The organism is Parageobacillus thermoglucosidasius (assembly GCF_001295365.1).
In the GTDB taxonomy this organism is placed as follows: domain Bacteria; phylum Bacillota; class Bacilli; order Bacillales; family Anoxybacillaceae; genus Parageobacillus; species Parageobacillus thermoglucosidasius.
In genome coordinates this window covers 3,585,574-3,610,264 of record NZ_CP012712.1, presented here as the reverse complement: position 1 = coordinate 3,610,264, position 24,691 = coordinate 3,585,574, and the positions used below count along the sequence as shown (strand labels likewise).

Below are 24,691 nucleotides of genomic sequence, written 5' to 3'. Positions count from 1 at the left end.
ATGATTCCCCTCTTTCTATCTAATTCAACATTATAACGAATTGCGGGGGAGCATGCATTATCTTTCTGATGATTTTTGGAGGCTGTTTTGTTTTAATATTCAAATCTTTGAACATTTTGTGACTTTGTTTTCTTGACGCTTGTACAATGTGGGAGTACAATGAATGTGACACAATGATTAATGGAAATGGAAGCAGTTACACGCTCTATTAATCATTAATATGTTCTATTTTTTGTGGATGGGGAGCGCTATTTCATCGTTGTTATTATTTAAAGGGGGTTTACATAATGGCAGGAAATCGCGAGTTTTACTACCGTCGGCTTCATTCACTGTTGGGAGTCATTCCAGTAGGAATCTTTTTAGTGCAACATTTAGTCGTAAACCATTTTGCGACAAAAGGGCCGGAAGCGTTTAACCGTGCTGCTTCTTTCATGGGGAATTTGCCGTTTCGGCATTTTTTAGAAATATTCGTCATTTTTCTTCCGCTGCTGTTCCACGCTATTTATGGTCTTTATATCGCCTTTACAGCGAAGTTTAACGTGGGGCGTTACGGGTATTTTCGCAACTGGATGTTTGTCTTGCAGCGGATCACCGGAATCATCACGTTAATTTTTGTGACATGGCATGTATATGAAACTCGAGTGCAAGCCGCATTGGGCGCGGAAGTAAACTATGAAATGATGGCGAATATTGTCGATAATCCGGCTATGCTGACATTTTACATTGTCGGAATTTTATCAACAGTGTTCCATTTTGCAAACGGTTTATGGTCCTTCTGCGTAAGCTGGGGGTTAACGGTGTCTCCTCGTTCACAACAAGTTTTTACATACGTGACAATGATCATTTTTGTCGCGCTTTCCATCGTCGGCATTCGTGCCATCTTAGCATTTGCTTAATACTAGCAATCTTTTAGGGAGTGAGTGGCAATGAAAAAAGGAAAAATCATCGTAGTTGGTGGCGGTCTAGCTGGACTAATGGCAACGATTAAGATCGCAGAAGCTGGAGTGCCTGTTGAATTGTTCTCGCTCGTGCCTGTTAAGCGGTCTCACTCTGTCTGTGCGCAAGGTGGGATTAACGGCGCGGTCAATACGAAAGGGGAAGGCGATTCTCCTTGGGAACATTTTGACGATACTGTATATGGCGGCGACTTTTTAGCAAACCAGCCTCCGGTAAAAGCAATGTGCGAGGCGGCGCCGGGCATCATTTATATGCTTGACCGCATGGGAGTTATGTTCAACCGTACTCCTGAAGGGTTGCTTGATTTCCGTCGCTTTGGCGGCACGCAGCATCACCGCACTGCATACGCAGGGGCGACAACAGGGCAGCAAATATTATATGCGCTTGATGAACAAGTGCGCCGCCATGAAGTAGAGGGGCTTGTAACGAAATATGAAGGCTGGGAGTTTTTAGGCGTTGTTTTAGATGACGAGCAAATTTGCCGCGGAATCGTCGCACAAGACTTGAGATCTATGGAAATTAAAGCGTTCCCTGCGGATGCGGTCATTATGGCGACAGGCGGGCCAGGCGTCATTTTCGGAAAATCGACGAACTCGATCATCAACACAGGTTCAGCGGCGTCTATTGTCTATCAGCAAGGCGCGTACTATGCAAACGGAGAATTTATCCAAATTCACCCGACGGCGATTCCGGGAGACGATAAATTGCGGTTGATGAGTGAGTCGGCCCGCGGGGAAGGCGGAAGAGTCTGGACATATAAAGACGGAAAACCTTGGTATTTCCTTGAAGAAAAATACCCGGCTTATGGAAACCTTGTGCCTCGTGATATCGCAGCAAGAGAAATTTTCCACGTTTGCGTTGACTTGAAGCTCGGTATCAATGGGGAAAACATGGTATATCTGGATCTTTCCCATAAAGATCCGAAGGAATTAGATGTGAAACTTGGCGGGATTATTGAAATTTACGAGAAATTTATGGGGGAAGATCCTCGCAAAGTGCCAATGAAAGTGTTCCCGGCTGTCCACTATTCGATGGGCGGCTTATGGGTCGATTATGACCAAATGACAAACATCAAAGGGCTGTTTGCCGCTGGCGAATGCGATTACTCCATTCACGGCGCTAACCGTCTTGGAGCGAATTCCTTATTATCGGCGATTTACGGTGGCATGGTTGCTGGGCCAAGCGCGGTCAGATACATTCGCGGTTTGGAAAAATCGGCAGATGCAATGCCGTCATCGCTGTACGATCGCTATGTCAAACAAGAAGAAGAACGCTGGAACAACATTTTATCGATGGATGGAACGGAAAACGCATATGTGCTGCATAAAGAACTTGGCGAATGGATGACGGCAAATGTGACGATCGTCCGCTATAACGACAAGTTGCTGAAAACCGATGAAAAAATTCAAGAATTGCTTGAACGTTATAAAAATATCAGCGTGACGGATACATCGAAATGGAGCAACCAAGGAGCGACATTTATCCGTCAATTGTACAATATGCTTCAACTGGCGCGGGTCATCACGCTGGGCGCCTACAACCGGAACGAAAGTCGCGGTGCGCACTATAAACCGGAGTTTCCAGAGCGCAATGACGAAGAGTGGCTCAAAACAACGATGGCACGCTATACTCCAGATGGGCCGGCATTCCACTATGAAGATGTCGATGTATCGTTGATTAAGCCACGCAAACGCGACTACACGAAAAAGAAAGAGGAAGTGAAGTAAACGATGAGCGAGAAAAAAACGGTTCGATTCATTATAACACGTCAAGATCGTCCTGATTCTGCACCGTACGAAGAGGAATTTGAAATTCCATATCGCCCGAATATGAACGTCATTTCCGCGCTGATGGAAATTCGCCGCAATCCGGTTAACGCGAAAGGGCAAAAAACAACTCCAGTTGTTTGGGAAATGAACTGTCTGGAGGAAGTATGCGGCGCTTGTTCGATGGTCATTAATGGCAAACCGCGTCAAGCATGTACAGCGTTAATTGATAAATTAGAACAGCCAATCCGTTTGGAACCGATGCGTACGTTCCCGGTAGTACGTGACTTGCAAGTAGACCGCAGCCGCATGTTTGATTCGTTGAAAAAAGTGAAAGCATGGATCCCAATTGACGGAACGTACGATTTAGGTCCTGGTCCGCGTATGCCAGAACGGAAGCGCCAATGGGCATACGAGCTTTCCAAATGCATGACATGCGGTGTATGCTTAGAGGCATGTCCAAACGTCAACAGCAAATCGAATTTCATCGGTCCGGCACCGCTTTCCCAAGTGCGCCTTTTTAATACGCATCCGACAGGCGCGATGCATAAAGCGGAGCGGATGAAAGCGATTATGGGGGACGGCGGTTTGGCGAACTGCGGCAACTCACAAAACTGTGTGCAAGCTTGTCCAAAAGGCATTCCGTTAACGACTTCGATCGCTGCGCTTAACCGCGAAGCGACCATTCACATGTTCCGTAACTTCTTTGGAAGTGACGAATTGTAAGGATAAAAAAATCCTCTTCATGACTTTCATCATGAAGAGGATTTCTTTATTGCCGGGGAAACAAATGAATAAACATGCGCGGGAAAACGTTCTTTGCAGCGGGGGATGCAGAAAACGCTGCAACAGTGCAGACAGCGGCGCTTGTTTAGAAAAAACACCTATTTTTCTATTAGATAAGCGAAATTCCGTCACCGCAACCCTTTCTTTCACATACTATATGGTGAATAATACCCATCCGGTAGTTCAGGTCTAGTGAAAGCAAGGAGGGTTACAATACTTGAAGGACAAATCATTTCAACCAAAGCCGTTGCTAACGAAAAGAGAGAGAGAGGTATTTGAGTTATTAGTTCAGGATAAGACAACAAAAGAAATTGCTAGAGAACTGTTTATTAGTGAAAAAACGGTTCGTAACCACATTTCGAATGCAATGCAAAAACTTGGGGTAAAGGGGCGGTCCCAAGCGGTTATTGAATTGCTTCGAATGGGGGAGCTTGAACTATAAGAAATGCCGGCTAACCTTTTTTAAGGTAGCCGGTTCGTTATATTTTTGGAGCCAATCACAAACATTGTTCAGCGTTTGATTTTAAAGTCTCAATATTAAAGCTGTTGATGATGTGATAAAGTGTAGTAAAATGAACATGATGTGGCAAAAGTTGTCGAACAACTCTCTTCATCAATGCTTTTGAATTGCATTTTTGCAGAAAAACGTTAAAAATAATAATGCGTCGCTGCAGGGGAGATTGTATGCCGTTCCACTTGAATGAAAAGACTGTTGTCGAACTCGAAAAGCTGTTTCGCTATATCGCCGAGATTTTAAAACAACGAGGCCGCGAAATTTTAACGCAATATCCGATTACACCGCCGCAATTCGTTGCATTGCAATGGCTGTTAGAAGAAGGGGACTTGACGATTGGCGAATTATCGAACAAAATGTATTTGGCGTGCAGCACAATAACAGACTTAGTAGACCGAATGGAAAAAAACGGGCTCGTTGCTAGGATAAAAGACCAGCATGATCGGCGAGTCGTGCGCATTCATCTTCTGGAAGAAGGTGAGCGAATTATCGAAGAAGTGATTAAAAAGCGCCAATACGACTTGGCACAGGTATTGCGAAGTTTTTCCAACGAAGAAATTGTCTTTTTAGAGAAATGTTTGCGGAAATTACATCAAGAAATGAAAAAAGAATGAGGCGATCACTTGGAAAGAGCAATTGGTGTTATTGACTCAGGAGTTGGCGGATTAACTGTTGCAAAAGAAATCATGCGACAATTGCCGAAAGAACGGATTGTTTATCTTGGAGATACGGCGCGTTGCCCGTACGGACCACGCCCAGAAGAAGAAATTCGTCAATTTACATGGGAAATGACGAATTATTTATTGCAGTATAATATTAAAATGCTTGTAATTGCTTGCAATACGGCAACGGCTGTTGTATTGGACGAAATTCGGGAGCAGCTCGATATTCCAGTATTAGGCGTGGTACATCCCGGAGCTCGTGCAGCGCTAAAAGCGACGAAGAACGGCCATATCGGCGTGATTGGCACGATTGGCACGGTAAAGAGCGGCGCGTATGAAAAAGCGCTTAAGTCCATTAACCCTCGGGTTCATGTGGAAAGTTTGGCGTGTCCAAAATTTGTTCCGCTTGTCGAAAGCGGAAACTTCGAAGGGGAAGAAGCAAAGAAAATCGTCGCCGAATCGCTTGAGCCGTTTAAGTCAAGCAATATGGATGTCCTTATTTTAGGCTGCACTCACTATCCTTTGTTAAGCCCTCTCATAAAGGAATATATGGGGAAGCGTGTTAAACTTATTTGCTCCGGTGATGAAACGGCGCGTGAAGTTAGCGCGATTTTGCATCATAGCCATTTGCTTTATACGGGGCAACGTGCGGCAGAACATTTGTTTTTCACGACAGGACCGAAGGAGCTGTTCCAAAAAATTGCTTCCAAATGGTTTGGAAAGCCGATAGAACGTGTTCAAACGATTGAATTATAAAATCCTTTAGCTTTCACGCTAAAGGATTTTTTTATTCTATTTTCCAAAAATGCTCGTATACATAGTAGTACAAACTATGTGTAGGAGGGAATTTTCATGTTCAACCGAGGAGCGAGGAAGCTAGCCGCATCCGTTGCCGCATTGTTGCTGTTGCTTAGCGGCTGCGGGCTATTTGGAAAAGATGGAGCAGTCAAGGAAATTGACCCGCCGCAGGATGTGAGCTATTTAGAAGAGGGGCAATCATTGCAAAAGACAACAGAAAAACAAAAAGAAGAAAAAAGTGTGAACAAAGCAACGGAAACAGTGAAACGTGAACTTTACTTGATTGATAAAAATGGATTTGTTGTGCCGCAGACAGTGGAGCTGCCAAAAACAGACGCTGTTGCAAAGCAAGTTCTTGAATATTTAGTAGAGGACGGCCCTGTTTCGGAGATGCTGCCGAACGGTTTTCGCGCTGTACTGCCGGCAGACACGCGTGTGTTAGGGGTAAAACTGGAGAAAGATGGAACCATTATCGCTGATTTCTCGCCGGAGTTTGCCAATTATAGACCGGAAGATGAAAAGAAAATTTTACAGGCGATTACATGGACGCTGACACAGTTTGATAATGTGAAAAAAGTAAAAATTCGCATTAACGGTTATGACCAAGATGTCATGCCTGTCAATAAAACGCCGATCCAAGATGGCGTCAGCCGCGCCGATGGGATTAATATAGAAGCAAGCGGTGTTATTGATATTACAAATACTCACCCGGTTACCGTTTATTTTGTCGCGCAGCAAGGAAGCAATACGTACTACGTTCCTGTCACACGGCGCGTGTCCAATAAAGAAAAAGACGATATTGTTGCCGCGGTGAACGAATTAATTAAAGGGCCGAGCTATGGCAGCGGCCTTTTAAGTGAGTTTCAGCCGGATACTCAGCTATTGGGAAAGCCAAAATATGAAGATGGGAAAGTGACGCTAAACTTCAATGAAGCAATTTACGGCAGCAATAAGAAAAATGTCATTTTGGATCATGTATTAAATTCCCTCGTTCTTTCCTTAACGGAGCAAAAAGGAATTGAAAGTGTCGCGATTACGGTAAATGGAAAGGCAAATCTGGTAAAGGAAGATGGAAAAACGCTATCCGAGCCGGTGACAAGGCCGGAAAACGTGAACGCAGAAAGTTTTTAAAGGAAGAGCAGCAGTTTGCGCTATTTTAGAAAAATTATCGTGCAAATGAATAGAGCGGCTGGCAGTGGGATGTGAGATTATGATATAAAAAAGAGGTAGGCGGTGTGCTACCTCTTTCTGTTTATGATAAAGGAGGCTTTTGAATGAGAGTAGATGGTAGAGAAAACAAACAGCTTCGTCCTGTACATATGGAAAAACATTTTATAAAACACGCGGAAGGATCGGTATTTATTACGGTTGGCGATACAAAAGTGATTTGCACAGCAAGTATCGATGATAAAGTGCCGCCGTTTATGCGCGGTGGTGGAAAAGGATGGATTACTGCGGAATATGCGATGCTGCCACGGGCGACAGAGCAGCGGAACGTGCGGGAATCCAGCAAAGGAAAAGTATCGGGGCGGACAATGGAAATCCAGCGCCTTATCGGCAGGGCGCTTCGTTCTGTTGTTAATTTGGACAAATTAGGCGAGAAAACAGTATGGATCGACTGTGATGTCATTCAAGCGGATGGGGGGACGCGGACCGCATCGATTACAGGGGCATATGTGGCGATGGTGTTAGCGTTTGCGAAATTAGTCGAAGAAAAGAAACTCGATGAACTTCCTGTTAACGATTTTTTAGCCGCTACATCTGTTGGGATCGACCCAGAGCATGGGATCATTCTTGACTTAAACTACACGGAAGATGCCCGGGCGGAAGTCGACATGAATGTGGTGATGACAGGAGCCGGCCGTTTTGTTGAGATTCAAGGGACAGGAGAAGAAGCGACATTTTCGCGGGAACAATTAAACGAATTGTTAGATACCGCAGAAGTGGGAATTCGGCAGCTGATCGATATTCAGCGGAAAACGTTAGGGGAACTTGCGGCGCAAATTGACATAAAGCGAAGCCAAGAAAGCGGGGATGTGTCATGAAACAAGTGATTATCGCGACGAAAAATGCCGGAAAAACACGAGAGTTTCAAGCGCTTCTCGCCAAAAAAGGAGTTGAAGTAAAGTCGCTTCTCGACTTTCCAGATTGCCCGGATGTCGAAGAAACGGGAAGCACGTTTGCCGAGAACGCGATATTAAAAGCGGAAGCGATGGCCCGCTATTTTCATACGACCGTGATCGCTGACGACTCCGGTTTAGCGATCGACGCTTTACATGGAAGACCGGGGGTGTACTCCGCCCGCTACGCTGGGGAAGAGAAGGACGATCAAAAAAATATCGCCAAAGTGTTAGAAGAATTGAAAGGAGTTCCATTGGAAAAACGAACGGCCCGCTTTCATTGCGCGCTTGCTGTCGCGGCTCCGGGACGCCGTACAGCCGTTGTGGAGGCGACGTGCGAAGGATACATTGCAGAAGAGCCAAAAGGAGAAAACGGATTCGGGTATGATCCGATTTTTTACGTTCCGCAAAAAGGAAAAACAATGGCGGAATTGTCCAAAGAAGAGAAAAATCAAATTAGTCATCGGGCTAAAGCGTTGGCGAAACTGGAAGAACAGTGGGATGAAATCATTAACGATAAGGAGTAAAGAAAGATGAAAGTGTTAATTATTAGTGACAGTCATGGATTAACGAAAGAATTAGAAGAAATCGCGGCGCGCCACCGCCATGAAGCGGATGCGCTCATTCATTGCGGCGATTCGGAATTGTCCACTGGTCACAAAGAAATTGAGCATTTTTTGATCGTGCGCGGAAATTGTGATTTCACTGCACAATTTCCTAAAGAACGAATCGAAGAAATCGGTGGAATCCGATTTTTTATTACTCACGGTCACCTTTATAATGTGAAAATGTCGTTAATGAATCTTTACTATCGTGCGAAAGAAATAGAGGCAAAGGTAGTATGTTTTGGTCATTCCCATATTGCCGGCGCTGAGCTGATTGATGGTATTTTGTTTATTAATCCGGGAAGCATTTTGTTGCCAAGAACAAGAAAAGAAAAAACGTATGCGCTGCTGCAAATCGAAGATGGAGAAGCAACAGTCCGATTTTATGAAGTTGATGGAAAAGAAGTGCACTCTCTGACAAAAGCATTCGCTTTATGAGCGGGGCAATGTCCCTCGCTCTTTTTTATCTTGACTTTATTAAAAAACTTTTTTATAATATAAAATGTCTTTGAAAATTTTATAGTGATTAACAATGCGAATCTTAATATCTAAGTTTCAAATTGTTCCTGTTCCAGCGCATCCGGCTTTTTGCATATGCTGGCAGAGGAAGAGACTGTGAATCAACGACAACGATGAAAGTTGCAATTGAACAATATAATGCTATGCCCAGCAGCTCAGCTGGATAGAGCAACAAGCAATACCTCATCGAATTGGCTGCGAGTTGCCTCGACGCATCCTGCTTCTTAGAATCAAACTGGCAGAGGAAGAGGCAGCCAACCAAAAATGGAGTGTAATAATTATCATGTCCCAGTAGCTCAGCTGGATAGAGCAACAAGCAACACCTCATCGAATCGGCTGCGAGTTGCCTCGACGCATTCAGCTTCTTAGAATCAAACTGGCAGAGGAAGAGGCAGCCAACCAAAATGGAGTGTAATATTATTATGTCCCAGTAGCTCAGCTGGATAGAGCAACAAGCAACACCTCATCGAATTGGCTGCGAGTTGCCTCGACGCATCCAGCTTCTTAGAATCAAACTGGCAGAGGAAGAGGCAGCCAACCAAAAATGGAGTGTAATATTATTATGTCCCAGTAGCTCAGCTGGATAGAGCAGCGGCCTTCTAAGCCGTCGGTCGGGAGTTCGAATCTCTCCTGGGACGCTAACCCTTCTTTTCCATTCCGGAAAAGGAGGGTTTATTTTTTGGGCTGCAAGCATCAAAAAAATTTTTTTGTTGCGGAATTCGTTGATTCTATCGATATGTAAGCGTATACAAACAATCTAACGAATCGAAATATTCAAAAAAGACATATTGACTCTCGTTTGTTTTAGGATTATTATAATTTTCAAATAAATCAAACGAATACAAATAGATGATCAGCGCAAATGAACAGCTCGTACTACCAGGGAAGAGGGGAACAAAATTGAGTGAACAATGGATTTTTTTAAACGGTGAGTTTGTGACAAAAGAAGACGCGAAAATTTCTGTATACGATCATGGTTTTTTGTATGGTGATGGTGTTTTTGAAGGGATTCGCGTCTATAGCGGCAATGTATTCCGATTAAAAGAGCATATGGATCGCCTTTATAATTCGGCAAAATCCATTTTGCTAACGATTCCTTATACAAAAGAGGAATTGACAGAATATGTGGTTGAGACGATACGAAAAAACCAATATCAAGATGCATATATTCGCCTTGTCGTTTCACGCGGAGTCGGTGATTTAGGGCTTGATCCATATAAATGCCAAAAACCGCAAGTCATTATTATTGCGGAACCGCTGGCGCTTTTCCCAAAACATTTATATGAAACTGGAATCGAAGTAGTAACGGTTGCAACGCGAAGAAATCGTTCAGATGTGCTTAGTCCAAAAGTGAAGTCGCTTAACTATTTAAACAACATTCTTGTCAAAATTGAGGCACATCTTGCTAACGTTGACGAAGCGTTGATTTTAAATGACCAAGGATATATCGCTGAAGGATCGGGAGATAACGTCTTTATCATAAAAGACGGGGCAATATATACGCCGCCTGGATACGTTGGAGCGCTGGAAGGAATTACGCGCCAGGCGATTATCGAAATTGCTCAAGGACTTGGTTATGTCGTTAAAGAAGAGCCGTTTACGCGCCATGACGTTTATGTCGCTGATGAAGTCTTTTTAACCGGAACGGCGGCTGAGGTGATCGCTGTTGTGAAGGTGGATGGGCGTGTGATCGGCGAGGGTGTGCCGGGGCCGCATACAAAGCGGCTGCTTGAAGAGTTTAGACGCCGTGTCGTTTCCGAAGGGGTAAAAGTATACGAAACAAACGCGAATGTTGGTTAATTAAAATATTATACGAAAAAAGCAATGATGAGGACAAGTAGTCAGCGGGGACGGCATCCACAGAGAGCCGGGGTAGCTGGAAACCGGTGATGCCGCCGCTTGACGAACTCACCTCTGAGTGCCAGCCTGAACGTTGTGCAACTAGTAAGGCTGGACGGGTGGAGAAGGCGCAGCTTCACTCGTTACTAAAAAGAGCGATTGGCCTGCCGATCGCTCATGAGGTGGCCCTATGGCCACGAAGAAGGGTGGTACCGCGGAAAGTGAACCTTTTCGCCCCTTTGACCGAATCAAAGTAGGTCATCGTGGGTGAAAAGGTTTTTTTCATAGTGATGAAAAATGTGAGGGAGGATGGAAAATGTCAAGGATGAAAGTGGAGGAAAGAACCTGTGAAAAAACGAAGATGAGCGGAGCATTAATGCTCATTGAAGCGTTAAAGTCGGAAAAGGTAGAAGTCATTTTTGGATATCCGGGCGGGGCGGTATTGCCGCTTTACGATAAGTTGTACCAATCGGGAGTATTTCACGTATTAACGCGGCATGAACAAGGGGCCATTCATGCGGCAGAAGGGTATGCGCGCATTTCCGGAAAACCGGGCGTCGTGATTGCGACGTCAGGACCTGGAGCGACAAATATTGTGACAGGGCTGACGGATGCGATGATGGATTCGCTGCCGCTCGTTGTTTTTACCGGCCAAGTTGCGACGAGCGTCATCGGTTCCGATGCGTTCCAAGAAGCGGATGTTCTCGGGATAACGATGCCAATCACGAAGTATAATTACCAAGTTCGGAATATAAACGAACTTCCGAAAATTATTAAAGAAGCATTTCATATCGCCACGACAGGAAGGCCGGGGCCTGTGTTAATCGATATTCCGAAAAACATTACCACAGCCGAAGGGGAATTTGATTACGAACAAGAGGTCCATTTGCCGGGGTATCAGCCGACGATACAGCCAAATCATTTGCAAATCCGCCGTCTTGTTGAGGCGGTCAGCCAATCGAAGAAACCTGTCATTTTAGCGGGAGCTGGTGTATTGCATGCGAACGCTTCGAATGAATTGAGAGAATATGCCGAACAGCAAAATATTCCAGTCGTTCACACCCTTTTAGGCTTAGGCGGATTTCCTGCCGATCACCCGCTGTTTTTAGGGATGGCTGGCATGCATGGCACGTATGCAGCAAATATGGCGCTATATGAATGCGATTTGCTCATTAACATTGGGGCACGGTTCGATGACCGCGTTACAGGAAATTTAAAATACTTTGCGCCAAAAGCGACGGTCGCCCACATTGATATCGATCCGGCAGAAATCGGGAAAAACGTGCCGACGAAAATTCCGATCGTCAGCGATGCGAAAGCGGCGCTGAAAGAATTGATTCACCAGCAAGGAAAGCCGGCGGACATAACGGCATGGCTGGCCCAGCTTAATGAATGGAAACGGCGATTTCCACTATATTACGAAGATGACGCGCAAACGATTAAGCCGCAAAAACTGATTGAAATGATTTACGAACTAACGAACGGAGACGCGATTATAACAACAGATGTCGGACAACACCAAATGTGGGCGGCGCAATATTACAAGTTTAATAAGCCGCATCGCTGGGTGACTTCCGGCGGGCTCGGAACGATGGGGTTCGGCCTCCCGGCAGCGATCGGAGCACAGCTTGCCGACAGAAACGCGACGGTCGTTTCCATTGTCGGTGACGGCGGTTTTCAAATGACATTCCAAGAGTTAGCGGTGATTCAAGAGCTGCGCTTGCCAATTAAAGTGGTTATCGTCAATAATCAGGCGCTCGGCATGGTTCGCCAATGGCAAGAACTTTTTTACGAAAAACGGTATTCCCATTCACTCATTCCAACTCAGCCGGATTTTGTAAAACTGGCAGAAGCGTACAATATGCCGGGCTTCCGGGCGAAAACAGAGGCGGAAGCCATGGAAGTATTAAAGAAAGCATTTGCGATCGACGGTCCGGTTTTGCTTGATTTCCATGTCAAAGCGGATGAAAATGTCTATCCGATGGTTGCGCCTGGAAAAGGAATACACGAAATGGTGGGGGTGAAACCATGCGGCGAATTATCACAATGACCGTCAACAACCGTCCTGGCGTTCTCAACCGCATTACCGGGTTATTTACGAAACGGCATTACAACATTGAAAGCATTACGGTAGGCCATACGGAAGTGGAAGGAATTTCCCGGATGACATTTGTTGTCAATGTCGAAGATGAGCGGACGGCAGAGCAAATTATTAAACAGCTGAACAAGCAAATTGACGTGCTGAAAGTCAATGATATTACCGACCAAGCGATTGTTGCGCGGGAGCTGGCGCTCGTGAAAGTGTCGGTGACGCCGGCACTCCGCCAGGAGATTTATACGCTTATTGAGCCGTTCCGCGCTTCGATTGTCGATGTTAGCAAAGACAGCCTCGTTATTCAAGTAACGGGCGAATCGGAAAAAGTGGAGGCGCTCATTGAACTGTTGCGCCCTTACGGAATTAAAGAAGTCGCAAGAACAGGCACCACAGCGTTTACACGCGGCTCGCAAAAAACAGCCGCTATGCATAAAACTGCTTTCATTATCTAAAAAACTGCGGAAAAGGAGAGAGGAAAATGGCAAAAGTTTACTATAACGGAGATGCAAATGAAAAATATTTACAAGGAAAAACAGTGGCAATCATCGGTTACGGCTCACAAGGACACGCGCATGCGCAAAACCTCCGCGACAGTGGAGTGAATGTGATTGTTGGGCTCCGGAAAGGGAAATCATGGGAAAAAGCGGAACAAGACGGTTTTGCCGTATATAGTGTCCGCGAAGCAGCAAAACAGGCGGATATCGTCATGATTCTTCTCCCGGATGAAAAACAGCCGAATGTATACAAAGAAGAAATCGAACCAGAGCTTCAGCCGGGGAACGCGTTAGTATTTGCCCATGGATTTAATATTCACTTTCATCAAATCGTTCCTCCTGAACATGTCGATGTATTTTTAGTCGCACCAAAAGGCCCTGGACATTTAGTGCGCCGCACGTATGTGGAAGGAGCCGGCGTGCCGGCGTTAATTGCGGTGCAGCAAGATGTGACGGGGGCGGCAAAAGAAACGGCGCTCGCGTACGCAAAAGCGATCGGCGCGACAAGAGCGGGTGTGCTTGAAACAACGTTTAAAGAAGAGACAGAAACGGACTTATTTGGCGAGCAGGCAGTATTATGCGGAGGCTTAACGTCGCTTATTAAAGCGGGGTTTGAAACGCTTGTGGAAGCAGGGTATCAGCCGGAATTGGCCTATTTTGAATGTTTGCATGAAATGAAGCTGATCGTCGACCTTCTGTACGAAGGCGGGCTTTCTTGGATGCGCCATTCCATCTCTGATACGGCGCAATGGGGAGATTTTATTTCTGGGCCGCGCATCATTAATGACGCAGTGAAAGCAGAGATGAAAAAAGTACTTCATGATATTCAGACAGGAAAATTTGCAAAAAGCTGGATTTTGGAAAACCAGGCGAACCGCCCAGAGTTTAATGCGATTAATCGCCGCGAAAATGAGCATCTCATTGAAATTGTCGGACGCGAATTGCGCAGCATGATGCCATTTGTGAATGAAAAACAGAAAGAAGTGGTGGTTACGAGTGAGAAAAATTAACATTTTTGATACGACATTGCGTGACGGTGAACAGTCTGCTGGGATCAATTTGAATTTGCAAGAAAAGCTGGAGATTGCCCGCCAGCTTGAACGGCTCGGCGTTGATATTATTGAAGCAGGCTTTCCTGCCGCATCGAAAGGGGATTTTCAAGCGGTAAAACAAATTGCGGAAACGATCAAAACATGCTCTGTTACCGGGCTGTCCCGCTCGGTGCAGAGCGATATTGACGCCGCATGGGAAGCGTTAAAAGGAGGCGCGGAGCCCCGCCTCCACTTGTTCATCGCCACATCGCCGATCCATATGACACACAAATTGCGGATGACGCCGGAACAAGTCATTGAAACGGCGGTATCTTCCGTGAAATATGCAAAACGCTATTTTCCGATTGTCCAATGGTCGGCGGAAGACGCCTGCCGCAGCGAACTTCCTTTTTTGGTAAAAATTATTACGGAAGTGATTAAAGCGGGAGCGACGGTCATTAATATCCCAGATACAGTAGGATATATTACTCCGAAAGAGTATGGAAACATTTTCACCTTTTTGCTCAATAATGTTCCGAATATTGAAAAAGTATCGCTTTCTGCCCATTGCCATGACGATTTAGGAATGGCGGTTGCCAATTCGCTAGCAGCAATCGAGCATGGCGCCACACAAATCGAAGGGACGATTAACGGAATCGGCGAACGCGCGGGAAATGCGGCATTGGAAGAAATCGCTGTCGCGCTTTACATTCGCAAAGATTATTATCAGGCAGAAACGCGCCTAAACCTGCAAGAAATTAAGCGGACGAGCAATTTAGTCAGCAAATTGACAGGCGTGGTCATTCCGCCAAACAAAGCGGTCGTCGGCAAAAACGCCTTCGCACATGAGTCAGGAATCCATCAAGATGGCGTATTAAAAGAAAAAACAACGTATGAAATTATTTCCCCAGAACTTGTCGGGGTTCAATCCAACTCAATGGTGCTTGGAAAACATTCCGGACGCCACGCGCTGCGCAATCGTGTCGAAGAACTTGGATACAAATTATCAGATGAAGAAATTAATAAACTGTTTGTCCGGTTTAAAGAACTGGCCGATAAGAAAAAAGACATTACCGATGATGATTTAGTCGCACTTATTTTTGAAGAAAAATTTGACCACTTTAAAGATTTTTATCAGCTGACTTCACTTCAAGTCCAGTATGGAACGAACCAAATTCCGACCGCTGTTGTCGTCTTAAAGGACGGAGAAGGAAATGAAATTCAAGAAGCGGCAACAGGAGCCGGAAGCGTCGAAGCGTTGTATAACACGTTAGAGCGCTGCTTTAAAACGCCGGTTACGTTGCTTGACTATCGGATTGAATCGGTCAGCGGCGGACGTGATGCGCTTGCGCAAGTGTTTGTGAAAGTGCGGGTGAACGACATTGAAACAAGCGGGCGCGGCACGGCGCAGGACGTGCTGGAAGCTTCCGCTAAAGCGTACATTAACGCAGTCAACCGCGTGTTTATGATTGAAACGATGCGTGCGGAAAATCCAAAAGTTGCGATGCAATAAAATGGAGGGAAACGGCATGGGAAGCTATCGGATTGCGGTATTGCCGGGAGATGGAATCGGAAACGAAGTGACAAGGGGAGCTATCGAAATTTTAAAAACAATCGAAACCCGTTTTGGGCATCAGTTTGCCTTCGAATTCGGGCTTATCGGCGGAGCGGCGATTGATCAAAAAGGCACGCCGCTCCCAGATGAAACGCTTGCCATCTGTCGGGAAAGTGATGCGGTATTGCTCGGGGCAGTCGGCGGTCCGAAGTGGGATCGCAATCCCGCGCATTTGCGCCCGGAAAAAGGGTTATTGCAAATTCGCAAAGAGATGAATTTATTTGCCAATTTGCGGCCGGTGAAGTTTTACGACAGTTTAACGGATTCGTCTCCTTTAAAAAAGGAAGTCATCCAAGGGGTTGATTTGCTAATCGTTCGCGAGCTGACAGGAGGACTATATTTTGGAAAACCGAGCGGACGGATAGTGGAAAACGGGGAAGAAAAAGCGGTAGATACGCTTTTATATAAAAAGGAAGAAATTCAGCGAATTGTGAAAACGGCGTTTGAACTTGCGCGCAAGCGGAAGAAAAAAGTGACGTCTGTCGATAAGGCGAATGTGCTCGAATCAAGCAGAATGTGGCGGGAAATTACGGAAGAGATAGCGCAAGACTTTCCGGATGTAACGCTCGAGCATATGCTTGTCGATAATGCGGCGATGCAGCTGATTCGCTCACCGCAACAATTTGATGTGATTGTGACGGAAAACATGTTTGGCGACATTTTAAGCGATGAAGCATCGATGTTGACAGGCTCCCTCGGCATGCTGCCATCGGCGAGTTTATCAGCATCAGGGCCGAGTTTATATGAACCGGTTCACGGATCTGCTCCTGATATCGCAGGGCAAAATAAAGCAAATCCGATTGCGGCAATTTTATCGGCGGCGATGATGCTTCGGCTCTCCTTTGGGCTTGCAAAAGAGGCAGATGCGGTTGAAAAAGCAGTCCAGCAAGTATTGGCGGCCGGATTGCGGACGGCAGATATTGCCCAAAAAGGGCATCGGGCCGTTTCCACGGAGGAAATGGTCAATGAAATTAAAGCGGTGATTTTAGATAATGAAGCGATTTCCCACATAATGACCGTTTACGCATAAAAAGAATGAGAGGTGAAAGTAGTGAAACCGAAAACGATTATTGAAAAAATTTGGGAAAATCATGTCGTATATCGCGAAGAAGGAAAACCAGACTTGCTTTATATTGATTTACATTTAGTGCACGAAGTCACCTCTCCGCAAGCGTTTGAAGGATTGCGGCAAAAGGGGCGGAAAGTGCGCCGCCCTGATTTGACATTTGCGACGATGGACCATAACGTTCCGACGGTGAACCGTTTTATGATTGAAGACGAAGTAGCGAGAAACCAAATTGCGGCATTGGAGCGAAACTGCCGGGAATTTTCGATTCCGTTGGCTGATTTGCATAGCGAAGAACAAGGAATTGTCCACGTGATCGGCCCAGAGCTTGGCTTAACGCAACCAGGGAAAACGATTGTTTGCGGGGACAGCCATACGTCGACACATGGCGCGTTTGGAGCGCTCGCGTTTGGAATAGGAACGAGCGAAGTGGAACACGTGCTTGCGACGCAGACGTTATGGCAGCATAAACCAAAAACGCTGCAAATCCGCATCGATGGCAAATTGGGAGAAGGAGTTACGGCAAAAGACGTGATTTTGGCGATTATCGGGCGTTACGGAGTGGATGTCGGCACCGGATATATCATCGAATTTACTGGCGAAGTCATTCGCAATATGTCGATGGAAGAAAGAATGACGATTTGCAACATGTCGATTGAAGCGGGAGCCCGTGCCGGTTTAGTGAGCCCGGATGAGACGACGTTTGCCTATTTGCGGGGCCGCAAATACGCGCCAAAAGGGGAAGAGTTTGAAAAAGCAGTAGAGCGCTGGCGGGCGCTTGCCACCGACGAAGGGGCGGAATACGATAAAACGATTGAAATCGATGCGGCGACGATCGCACCAATGGTGACATGGGGAACGAATCCATCGATGAGCACCTCAGTCGATGGGATAGTACCGCATCCAGAAGATTTTTCAAGCGAAACAGAGCAAAAGGCGGTGCGGCGTGCCTTGGAATATATGGGCTTGAAGCCTGGCATGCCAATTACGGAAATTCCGGTGCAGCACGTTTTCATCGGTTCCTGTACGAACTCCCGCATCAGCGACTTGCGTGAAGCCGCGAAAATTGTCAAAGGAAAGAAAGTGGCGGATGGCGTGCGTGCGCTTGTTGTTCCGGGATCGCAGCAAGTGAAAAAACAAGCCGAAAAAGAAGGGTTAGCGCAAATTTTTATCGATGCAGGATTCGAATGGCGCGATTCCGGCTGCAGTGCATGCTTAGGAATGAATCCGGACATTATCCCGGAAGGAGAACATTGTGCTTCCACATCAAACCGGAATTTTGAAGGACGGCAAGGAAAAGGGGCAAGAACGCATTTAGTGAGCCCGGCGATGGCTGCAGCTGCCGCTATTTATGGCCATTTTGTCGATGTGCGAAAATTGCAGAAAGAGCCGGTCCATTAAGGAGGGAGACGAATGAAGCCATTTACGGTGCATAAAGGCAAAGTAGCAGGAATCGACCGTGCCAATATCGATACAGACCAAATTATTCCAAAACAATTTTTAAAGCGAATTGAGCGTACGGGGTTTGGCAAGTTTCTCTTTTACGACTGGCGCTATATCGATGGGGAAAAACCAAATCCTGATTTTGAATTAAACCGCCCGGAAAACGAAGGGGCAACCATTCTTGTCGCCAATGAAAACTTTGGTTGCGGGTCATCGCGCGAGCATGCGCCATGGGCGCTGCAAGATTACGGGTTTCAAGCGATTATCGCTCCGTCATTTGCCGATATTTTTTATAACAACTGCCTTAAAAACGGACTATTGCCAATTCGTTTAGCCAAGCAAGATGTCGAATATTTGTTGCGGGAAAGCACAAAAGCAGATTATGAACTAACCATTTCTTTAGAAGAGCAACAGGTGTACGATGATAACGGATTTGCACGGACGTTTGACATTGATCCATACCGAAAGCAGCTGCTTTTAAAAGGTTGGGATGAAATCGATTTAACGTTCGTTTATGAACCGTATATCGCGGAGTATGAAAAAAAGCATTGCCCATTGCCATAAATGGAAGGAAAGCCGTTCCGCTGCAACTGCTGGAACGGCTTCTTTTCTAATTGTTTTGCTTGTATTTTGCAAGAAAACTTGCTACACTTGTTTCAAAATTTTGATGGGGCGTGCGAATATGGAACGGAAAAATGAAAAAATTATTTTGTTTCCTCACACTAAGGAACGCCTTGTTGAAGAGGGGATAAAAGCGCTGCAGGCAAAGCGGTATCAGGAAGCGCTTCGTTTTTTTCATAAGGCGGAACAGCTTGGCGAGCATCGCTTTCATGTGAAACTCAGCATTGTCGTTTGCTTTTGTGAATTAGGCGAATTTTCCGAGGCTGAGCGCCGCTGCCGGATGCTGCTTCAAGAAAACGAAGAAGATGCAGAGATTTTGCAAATGTATTTATCGATTTTAATGCAGCTGCGGCGATATGAGCAGGCGGAAACCGTAATACGCCAGGCGCTGCACCGCCGTTCTCTTCCGGCTGCGGTCAGAGAGCATTTGTTGCGCTTGCTTCATTTCAGCCGCCAGATGGCTGAGCGCCGCCTGCCATCTGCTGAACAAGATGGCGTGCAGCAGCTGCTTTCGTCAAGCGATATCACTGAGCATATGAGAGTGATTAAGCAGTTAGAAAACGAAGATATTACTCCTATCCTCTTTATCTTAAAACAATATTTGCTGGACAAAGCAAATAATCCGATCACCAAAACGATGGTGTTGCGCTTGCTGACGTTAAAAAATGTTTCCGATGTTGTTACCGTCGAAAAGTTTGGGCAAACGATGGATGTCATACCAGCAAAGCTGAATGAACGTTCCCAAACAACGTTTGCTTTAAATGTGTTGCAACAATTGGAAAATAAGTTAGCAAGCAAAAATCCAAGCTTATATGAAGTGGCTGTCGATATTTGGCTCCGTTATACGTACATGCTTTATCCGTTTTCACCAGCCCCTGCTTTGCTTGACGAGTGGATGGCGGCGCTTCATCTCGCTGCCTGCCAGTTTCAAGGAATGCCGGCAACTGCGGAGAAAATTGCCCGTATGTACCACGTTCAGGCCCAAGACATCGATTTTCTTTGCCAAAAACTTTGCGAAGCAGAGGAAATTTCCTATTTTTAATCATTCTGTTCGTATTGAAACATCATCATTCTATGTTATAATATAATGGTTGTATTGTGTATATATTTTTCCGTTTTCACTACATATATGGAAATAATAAAAAGATAATGAAAAAACAGTGAAAGATTCATTATCTTAATGATTTTTTAGTTGGAGGGAATATTATGTCAGTAAAATGGGAAAAGCTTGAAGGACATGAAGGCGTGCTCACTGTCGAAGTGGACGCGAAAAAAGTAGATGAAGGACTGGATGCGGCATTTAAAAAAGTAGTGAAAAATATTACTGTTCCTGGATTCCGCAAAGGGAAAGTACCGCGCGTTATTTTTGAAAAACGCTTTGGCGTTGAAGCGCTATACCAAGATGCACTCGATATTTTATTGCCAGAAGCGTATGCAAAGGCAGTGGAAGAGGCGGGAATTGAACCTGTCGATGTTCCGAAAATCGACATTGAGCAAATGGAAAAAGGGAAAAACCTTATTTTTACAGCAAGAGTGACAGTAAAACCAGAAGTGAAACTTGGGCAATATAAAGGATTAGAAGTAGAAAAAATGGATGCTACCGTTACTGATGAAGATGTGGAAAACGAATTGAAACGTCTGCAAGAAGACTTTGCGGAGCTTGTTGTTAAGGAAGACGGAAAAATCGAAAAAGGCGATACGGCGGTAATCGATTTCGAAGGTTTTGTGGACGGTGAGCCGTTTGAAGGCGGAAAAGCGGAAAATTACTCGCTTGAAATCGGCTCCGGCGTTTTCATTCCAGGGTTTGAAGATCAATTGGTCGGCATGAAAGCAGGAGAAGAAAAAGAAATTGAAGTGACATTCCCTGAAGAATACCATGCAAAAGAATTAGCTGGCAAACCTGCAACATTTAAAGTCAAAGTGCATGAAGTAAAAGCGAAACAGCTTCCAGCATTGGACGATGAATTCGCAAAAGATGTCGACGATGAAGTAGAAACATTGGAGCAATTAAAAGAAAAAATCCGCGCAAGACTGGAAGAAACGAAAAAGAATGAAGCGGAAACGGCGCTTCGCGACGCGGTTGTTGAAAAAGCTGCAGAAAACGCGGAAATTGATATTCCAGAAGTAATGGTGAAAAATGAAACAGACCGGATGTTGCGCGAATTTGACCAGCGTTTGCAAATGCAAGGGCTAAACCTTGACCTTTATTATCAATTCTCTGGCCAAGATGAAGCGGCATTGCGTGAACAAATGAAAGAGGATGCGGAAAAACGCGTTCGTGTTGCGCTAACATTAGAAGCGATAGCAAAGGCGGAACATATTGAAGTAACGGAAGAAGAAGTGAATGAAGAACTGGAAAAAATGGCGAAAGCGTACAATTTGGAAGTAGAAAAATTAAAAGAGCTATTAGGAAATCTTGAAGGCGTCAAAGAAGATTTGAAATGGCGGAAAACGATCGATTTCCTTGTAGAGCACAGCAAAGTTGCGGCATAATATATAAAGAACAAGGCGCGAGTGTTCGTGCCTTGTTCTTTCATACAAAAAGGGAAATGTGATGAAAAATTTTCTAATTTTTCTAACGCGTTATATTTTTTATTGGTCTTTTGGAGAGCATTTATGATAAAATGACCAATACATAAGTTTTGTCGGCAAGGTTTTGTGGGAGTGAATAAAATACATATAAGTTGTGCGATATGGCAAGGGGTGAAGATAATGTTTAAATTTAATGATGAAAAAGGACAGTTAAAGTGTTCATTTTGCGGAAAGACGCAAGATCAAGTCCGCAAGCTCGTTGCGGGTCCCGGCGTATATATATGTGATGAATGCATCGAGCTATGCACGGAGATTGTGGAAGAAGAATTGGGAAATGAAGAAGAATTTGAATTTAAAGATATTCCGAAGCCAAAAGAAATTCGCGAAATTTTAGATGAATACGTCATCGGCCAAGATGAAGCGAAAAAATCATTAGCAGTCGCGGTTTATAATCATTATAAACGGATTAATTCCGGCAGTAAAATCGATGATGTCGAATTATCGAAAAGCAACATTTTAATGATTGGGCCGACAGGAAGCGGAAAAACGCTGCTTGCGCAAACATTGGCGCGCATTTTAAATGTGCCGTTTGCGATCGCTGACGCGACGTCGCTAACGGAAGCAGGATATGTCGGGGAAGATGTGGAAAATATTTTGCTCAAGCTTATTCAGGCGGCAGATTATGATGTAGAACGGGCGGAAAAAGGAATTATTTATATCGATGAAATCGATAAAATCGCCCGCAAATCGGAAAACCCGTCGATCACGCGCGATGTATCCGGCGAAGGTGTGCAGCAGGCGTTATTAAAAATTTTAGAAGGAACGATTGCGAGTGTCCCGCCTCAAGGCGGCCGCAAACATCCGCACCAAGAGTTTATCCAAATTGACACGACGAACATTTTGTTTATTTGCGGCGGCGCGTTTGATGGAATTGAACCGATTATTAAACGCCGTTTAGGGAAAAAAGTGATCGGTTTCGGCGCCGATGTCCAGCAGTCGGAAGTAGACGAGAAAAACTTATTGTCCAAAGTGCTTCCGGAAGATTTATTAAAGTTCGGGCTCATTCCGGAATTTATTGGCCGCCTCCCGGTTATAACAACACTAGAGCCGCTCGATGAACAAGCGCTGGTGGATATATTAACGAAACCGAAAAACGCGATTGTGAAACAATATCAAAAAATGCTTGAACTCGATGGAGTCGAGCTTGAATTTGAAGAAGATGCGCTGCGCGAAATTGCGAAAAAAGCAATTGAACGCAAAACAGGAGCGCGCGGTCTCCGCTCGATCATTGAAGGAATTATGCTCGATGTCATGTTCGAGCTTCCATCACGCGAAGATGTGCAAAAATGTATCATTACTGTTGAGACGGTCCGCGGCAACGAACCGCCAAAACTCATTCGCCATGACGGAACAGTAGTGGAAGGACGGAAAACGTCCGCATAATGCCCGAGCAGGAAACCGCCTTATGATTAAGGCGGTTTCTTTTTTGTTTATTCCTGCCTTTTCACGGAGATACTATCACTACAAACTATTGGAAGGCAGGAGGATTTCAGAAATGAACTGGACAAATGCTGTGCTATTGATACAACTGTTTTTCGGGATTATTATCGGTCTTTATTTTTTGAGTCTGCTTAAGAACCAGCGAATCCAAAAAGTATCGATCGATAAGGAATCGCGAAAAGAAATGGAGCAATTGCGGAAACTGCGGTCCATTTCATTAACGGAGCCGCTTGCGGAAAAAGTAAGGCCGAAAAGTTTTGACGATATTGTCGGCCAAGAAGATGGAATCAAGGCGCTTAAGGCGGCGTTATGCGGCCCAAACCCGCAGCATGTCATTATTTACGGGCCTCCGGGCGTTGGCAAAACGGCTGCGGCTCGTCTTGTTTTGGAAGAGGCGAAAAAAAATCCGCTTTCTCCGTTCAAGCAGAATGCCGCGTTTGTTGAATTAGATGCAACGACCGCGCGGTTTGACGAACGAGGAATCGCCGATCCGTTAATCGGGTCTGTGCATGATCCGATTTATCAAGGGGCGGGAGCGATGGGGCAGGCGGGCATCCCGCAGCCAAAACAAGGGGCGGTCACGAATGCGCACGGTGGGATTTTATTTATTGATGAAATTGGAGAGCTCCATCCGATTCAAATGAATAAATTGCTGAAAGTGCTTGAAGACCGGAAAGTATTTTTTGAAAGTGCTTATTATAGCAAGGAAAATTCACAAATTCCAAGCCACATTCATGATATTTTCCAAAACGGGCTTCCAGCAGATTTCCGGCTTGTCGGTGCGACGACGAGAACGCCAAACGAAATTCCTCCAGCTATCCGCTCGCGGTGTTTGGAAGTGTTTTTCCGCGAGCTCGACCAAGATGAAATTGCGCTCATTGCGAAAAAAGCAGCGGACAAAATCCGTTTAAAAGTATCGGAAAGCGGGATTCGCATTCTTGCGGCTTATGCACGAAACGGCCGGGAAGCGGTGAATATCATGCAAATTGCCGCGGGCATCGCTATTTCTGAAAACCGTGAAACGATTTTAGAAAAAGATATTGAATGGGTTATCCACTCCAGTCAGCTGTCACCGCGGTATGAAAAGAAAATTGCAGGAACGCCGTCGGTCGGGATGGTGAACGGTCTGGCGGTATGCGGACCGAATACAGGAACGATTTTGGAAATTGAAGTGGCTGCGTTGCCGGCGAAAGAAAAAGGGATGGTTCACATTACTGGCATCGTCGAAGAGGAAAGGATCGGAACTCAAGAAAAATCGATTCGCCGCAAAAGCATGGCAAAGGGCTCTATTGAAAATGTCATCACTGTATTGCGCGCGATGGGAGTGCCTGCGGACCGTTATGATATTCATGTGAATTTTCCTGGAGGCATTCCAATTGACGGCCCGTCCGCGGGAGTTGCGATAGCCACCGGAATTTATTCGGCGATTTATCAAATCCCTGTCGATGGTTCGGTAGCGATGACAGGGGAAATCAGCATTCACGGTTATGTCAAGCCGGTAGGGGGAATTTTTCCAAAAATAAAAGCGGCGAAACAGGCGGGGGCAAAAAAAGTGCTCATTCCGTTAGAAAATATGCAAGCCATTTTACGAGAAATGAAAGAGATCGAGATTATTCCGGTCCGGCGTCTTGATGAAGTGTTTGCCATTGTATTTGGGAAAAATGTTATCCAACGCGGCGGCATCATCCCAGCCGCTGCCGATCGCTCTAATACGAAATCCGTATAGTG

At 45.4% G+C, this 24,691-nt stretch carries 22 protein-coding genes, 1 tRNA gene and 1 other annotated feature; all 23 genes read left to right on the top strand.

The features are described from left to right. The first annotated feature begins 287 nt into the window (after positions 1-287). Positions 288-896: a succinate dehydrogenase cytochrome b558 subunit gene (locus AOT13_RS17820; RefSeq protein WP_003248778.1), complete on the top strand. Its 609-nt coding sequence runs from the start codon at positions 288-290 to the stop codon at positions 894-896. Positions 897-926: 30 nt separating this feature from the next. Beyond that, positions 927-2,684 (top strand): succinate dehydrogenase flavoprotein subunit, encoded by a 1,758-nt coding sequence (gene sdhA, locus AOT13_RS17815; protein WP_003248780.1) that lies wholly within the window; start codon positions 927-929, stop codon positions 2,682-2,684. Between the two features lie 3 nt (positions 2,685-2,687). Beyond that, positions 2,688-3,449 (top strand): succinate dehydrogenase iron-sulfur subunit, encoded by a 762-nt coding sequence (gene sdhB, locus AOT13_RS17810; RefSeq protein WP_003248782.1) that lies wholly within the window; start codon positions 2,688-2,690, stop codon positions 3,447-3,449. Between the two features lie 277 nt (positions 3,450-3,726). Beyond that, positions 3,727-3,951, top strand: coding sequence for a helix-turn-helix domain-containing protein (locus AOT13_RS17805; RefSeq protein WP_003248783.1), 225 nt, complete (start codon positions 3,727-3,729; stop codon positions 3,949-3,951). A 242-nt stretch (positions 3,952-4,193) separates the two neighbouring features. Beyond that, positions 4,194-4,637: a MarR family winged helix-turn-helix transcriptional regulator gene (locus AOT13_RS17800; protein WP_013876495.1), complete on the top strand. Its 444-nt coding sequence runs from the start codon at positions 4,194-4,196 to the stop codon at positions 4,635-4,637. Positions 4,638-4,646: 9 nt separating this feature from the next. Then, positions 4,647-5,441: a glutamate racemase gene (gene racE, locus AOT13_RS17795; RefSeq protein ID WP_003248788.1), complete on the top strand. Its 795-nt coding sequence runs from the start codon at positions 4,647-4,649 to the stop codon at positions 5,439-5,441. 96 nt (positions 5,442-5,537) lie between these two features. After that, the gene (locus AOT13_RS17790) at positions 5,538-6,614 is read left to right on the top strand and encodes a GerMN domain-containing protein (RefSeq protein WP_003248790.1); all 1,077 of its coding nucleotides are present in this window, start codon (positions 5,538-5,540) and stop codon (positions 6,612-6,614) included. Between the two features lie 143 nt (positions 6,615-6,757). Beyond that, the gene (gene rph, locus AOT13_RS17785) at positions 6,758-7,528 is read left to right on the top strand and encodes a ribonuclease PH (protein WP_013876497.1); all 771 of its coding nucleotides are present in this window, start codon (positions 6,758-6,760) and stop codon (positions 7,526-7,528) included. Then, a complete protein-coding gene (locus AOT13_RS17780; RefSeq protein WP_003248795.1) occupies positions 7,525-8,130 on the top strand; it encodes an XTP/dITP diphosphatase in 606 nt (201 codons plus the stop codon). The genes rph and AOT13_RS17780 overlap by 4 nt, the downstream gene beginning before the upstream one ends. A 6-nt stretch (positions 8,131-8,136) precedes the next feature. Next, positions 8,137-8,646 (top strand): metallophosphoesterase family protein, encoded by a 510-nt coding sequence (locus AOT13_RS17775; protein WP_013400285.1) that lies wholly within the window; start codon positions 8,137-8,139, stop codon positions 8,644-8,646. A gap of 645 nt (positions 8,647-9,291) precedes the next feature. Beyond that, positions 9,292-9,365, top strand: a tRNA-Arg gene (locus tag AOT13_RS17770). A gap of 262 nt (positions 9,366-9,627) precedes the next feature. Next, positions 9,628-10,527: a branched-chain-amino-acid transaminase gene (ilvE, locus tag AOT13_RS17765; protein ID WP_003248798.1), complete on the top strand. Its 900-nt coding sequence runs from the start codon at positions 9,628-9,630 to the stop codon at positions 10,525-10,527. Positions 10,528-10,542: 15 nt separating this feature from the next. Then, positions 10,543-10,808: a binding site (T-box leader), on the top strand. 74 nt (positions 10,809-10,882) lie between these two features. After that, positions 10,883-12,616, top strand: a complete 1,734-nt coding sequence (gene ilvB, locus AOT13_RS17760) for an acetolactate synthase large subunit (RefSeq protein ID WP_042383399.1) — start codon at positions 10,883-10,885, stop codon at positions 12,614-12,616. Continuing rightward, positions 12,595-13,113 carry an acetolactate synthase small subunit gene (ilvN, locus tag AOT13_RS17755; RefSeq protein ID WP_003248803.1) on the top strand — a complete coding sequence of 173 codons (519 nt, stop codon included), beginning with the start codon at positions 12,595-12,597 and terminating at the stop codon, positions 13,111-13,113. Before ilvB ends, ilvN begins: the two co-directional genes overlap by 22 nt. Before the next feature lie 26 nt (positions 13,114-13,139). Then, a complete protein-coding gene (ilvC, locus tag AOT13_RS17750; protein ID WP_013400287.1) occupies positions 13,140-14,165 on the top strand; it encodes a ketol-acid reductoisomerase in 1,026 nt (341 codons plus the stop codon). Further along, positions 14,152-15,699 carry a 2-isopropylmalate synthase gene (locus AOT13_RS17745; protein ID WP_013400288.1) on the top strand — a complete coding sequence of 516 codons (1,548 nt, stop codon included), beginning with the start codon at positions 14,152-14,154 and terminating at the stop codon, positions 15,697-15,699. Before ilvC ends, AOT13_RS17745 begins: the two co-directional genes overlap by 14 nt. Before the next feature lie 16 nt (positions 15,700-15,715). Beyond that, complete coding sequence (leuB, locus tag AOT13_RS17740) at positions 15,716-16,831, top strand: 3-isopropylmalate dehydrogenase (protein ID WP_003248809.1); 1,116 nt, start codon at positions 15,716-15,718, stop codon at positions 16,829-16,831. Between the two features lie 21 nt (positions 16,832-16,852). Then, positions 16,853-18,268, top strand: coding sequence for a 3-isopropylmalate dehydratase large subunit (gene leuC / locus AOT13_RS17735; protein WP_003248811.1), 1,416 nt, complete (start codon positions 16,853-16,855; stop codon positions 18,266-18,268). A 12-nt stretch (positions 18,269-18,280) separates the two neighbouring features. After that, the gene (gene leuD, locus AOT13_RS17730; RefSeq protein ID WP_003248814.1) at positions 18,281-18,874 is read left to right on the top strand and encodes a 3-isopropylmalate dehydratase small subunit; all 594 of its coding nucleotides are present in this window, start codon (positions 18,281-18,283) and stop codon (positions 18,872-18,874) included. 118 nt (positions 18,875-18,992) lie between these two features. Then, positions 18,993-19,973 (top strand): tetratricopeptide repeat protein, encoded by a 981-nt coding sequence (locus AOT13_RS17725; protein WP_232511544.1) that lies wholly within the window; start codon positions 18,993-18,995, stop codon positions 19,971-19,973. A 164-nt stretch (positions 19,974-20,137) separates the two neighbouring features. Further along, positions 20,138-21,424, top strand: a complete 1,287-nt coding sequence (tig, locus tag AOT13_RS17720) for a trigger factor (protein WP_042383404.1) — start codon at positions 20,138-20,140, stop codon at positions 21,422-21,424. Positions 21,425-21,643: 219 nt separating this feature from the next. Next, positions 21,644-22,906, top strand: a complete 1,263-nt coding sequence (gene clpX / locus AOT13_RS17715; RefSeq protein WP_003248820.1) for an ATP-dependent protease ATP-binding subunit ClpX — start codon at positions 21,644-21,646, stop codon at positions 22,904-22,906. A gap of 112 nt (positions 22,907-23,018) precedes the next feature. After that, entirely contained in the window at positions 23,019-24,689 is a 1,671-nt protein-coding gene (gene lonB, locus AOT13_RS17710) for an ATP-dependent protease LonB (protein WP_042383405.1), read from the top strand. The last annotated feature ends 2 nt before the right edge of the window (positions 24,690-24,691 follow it).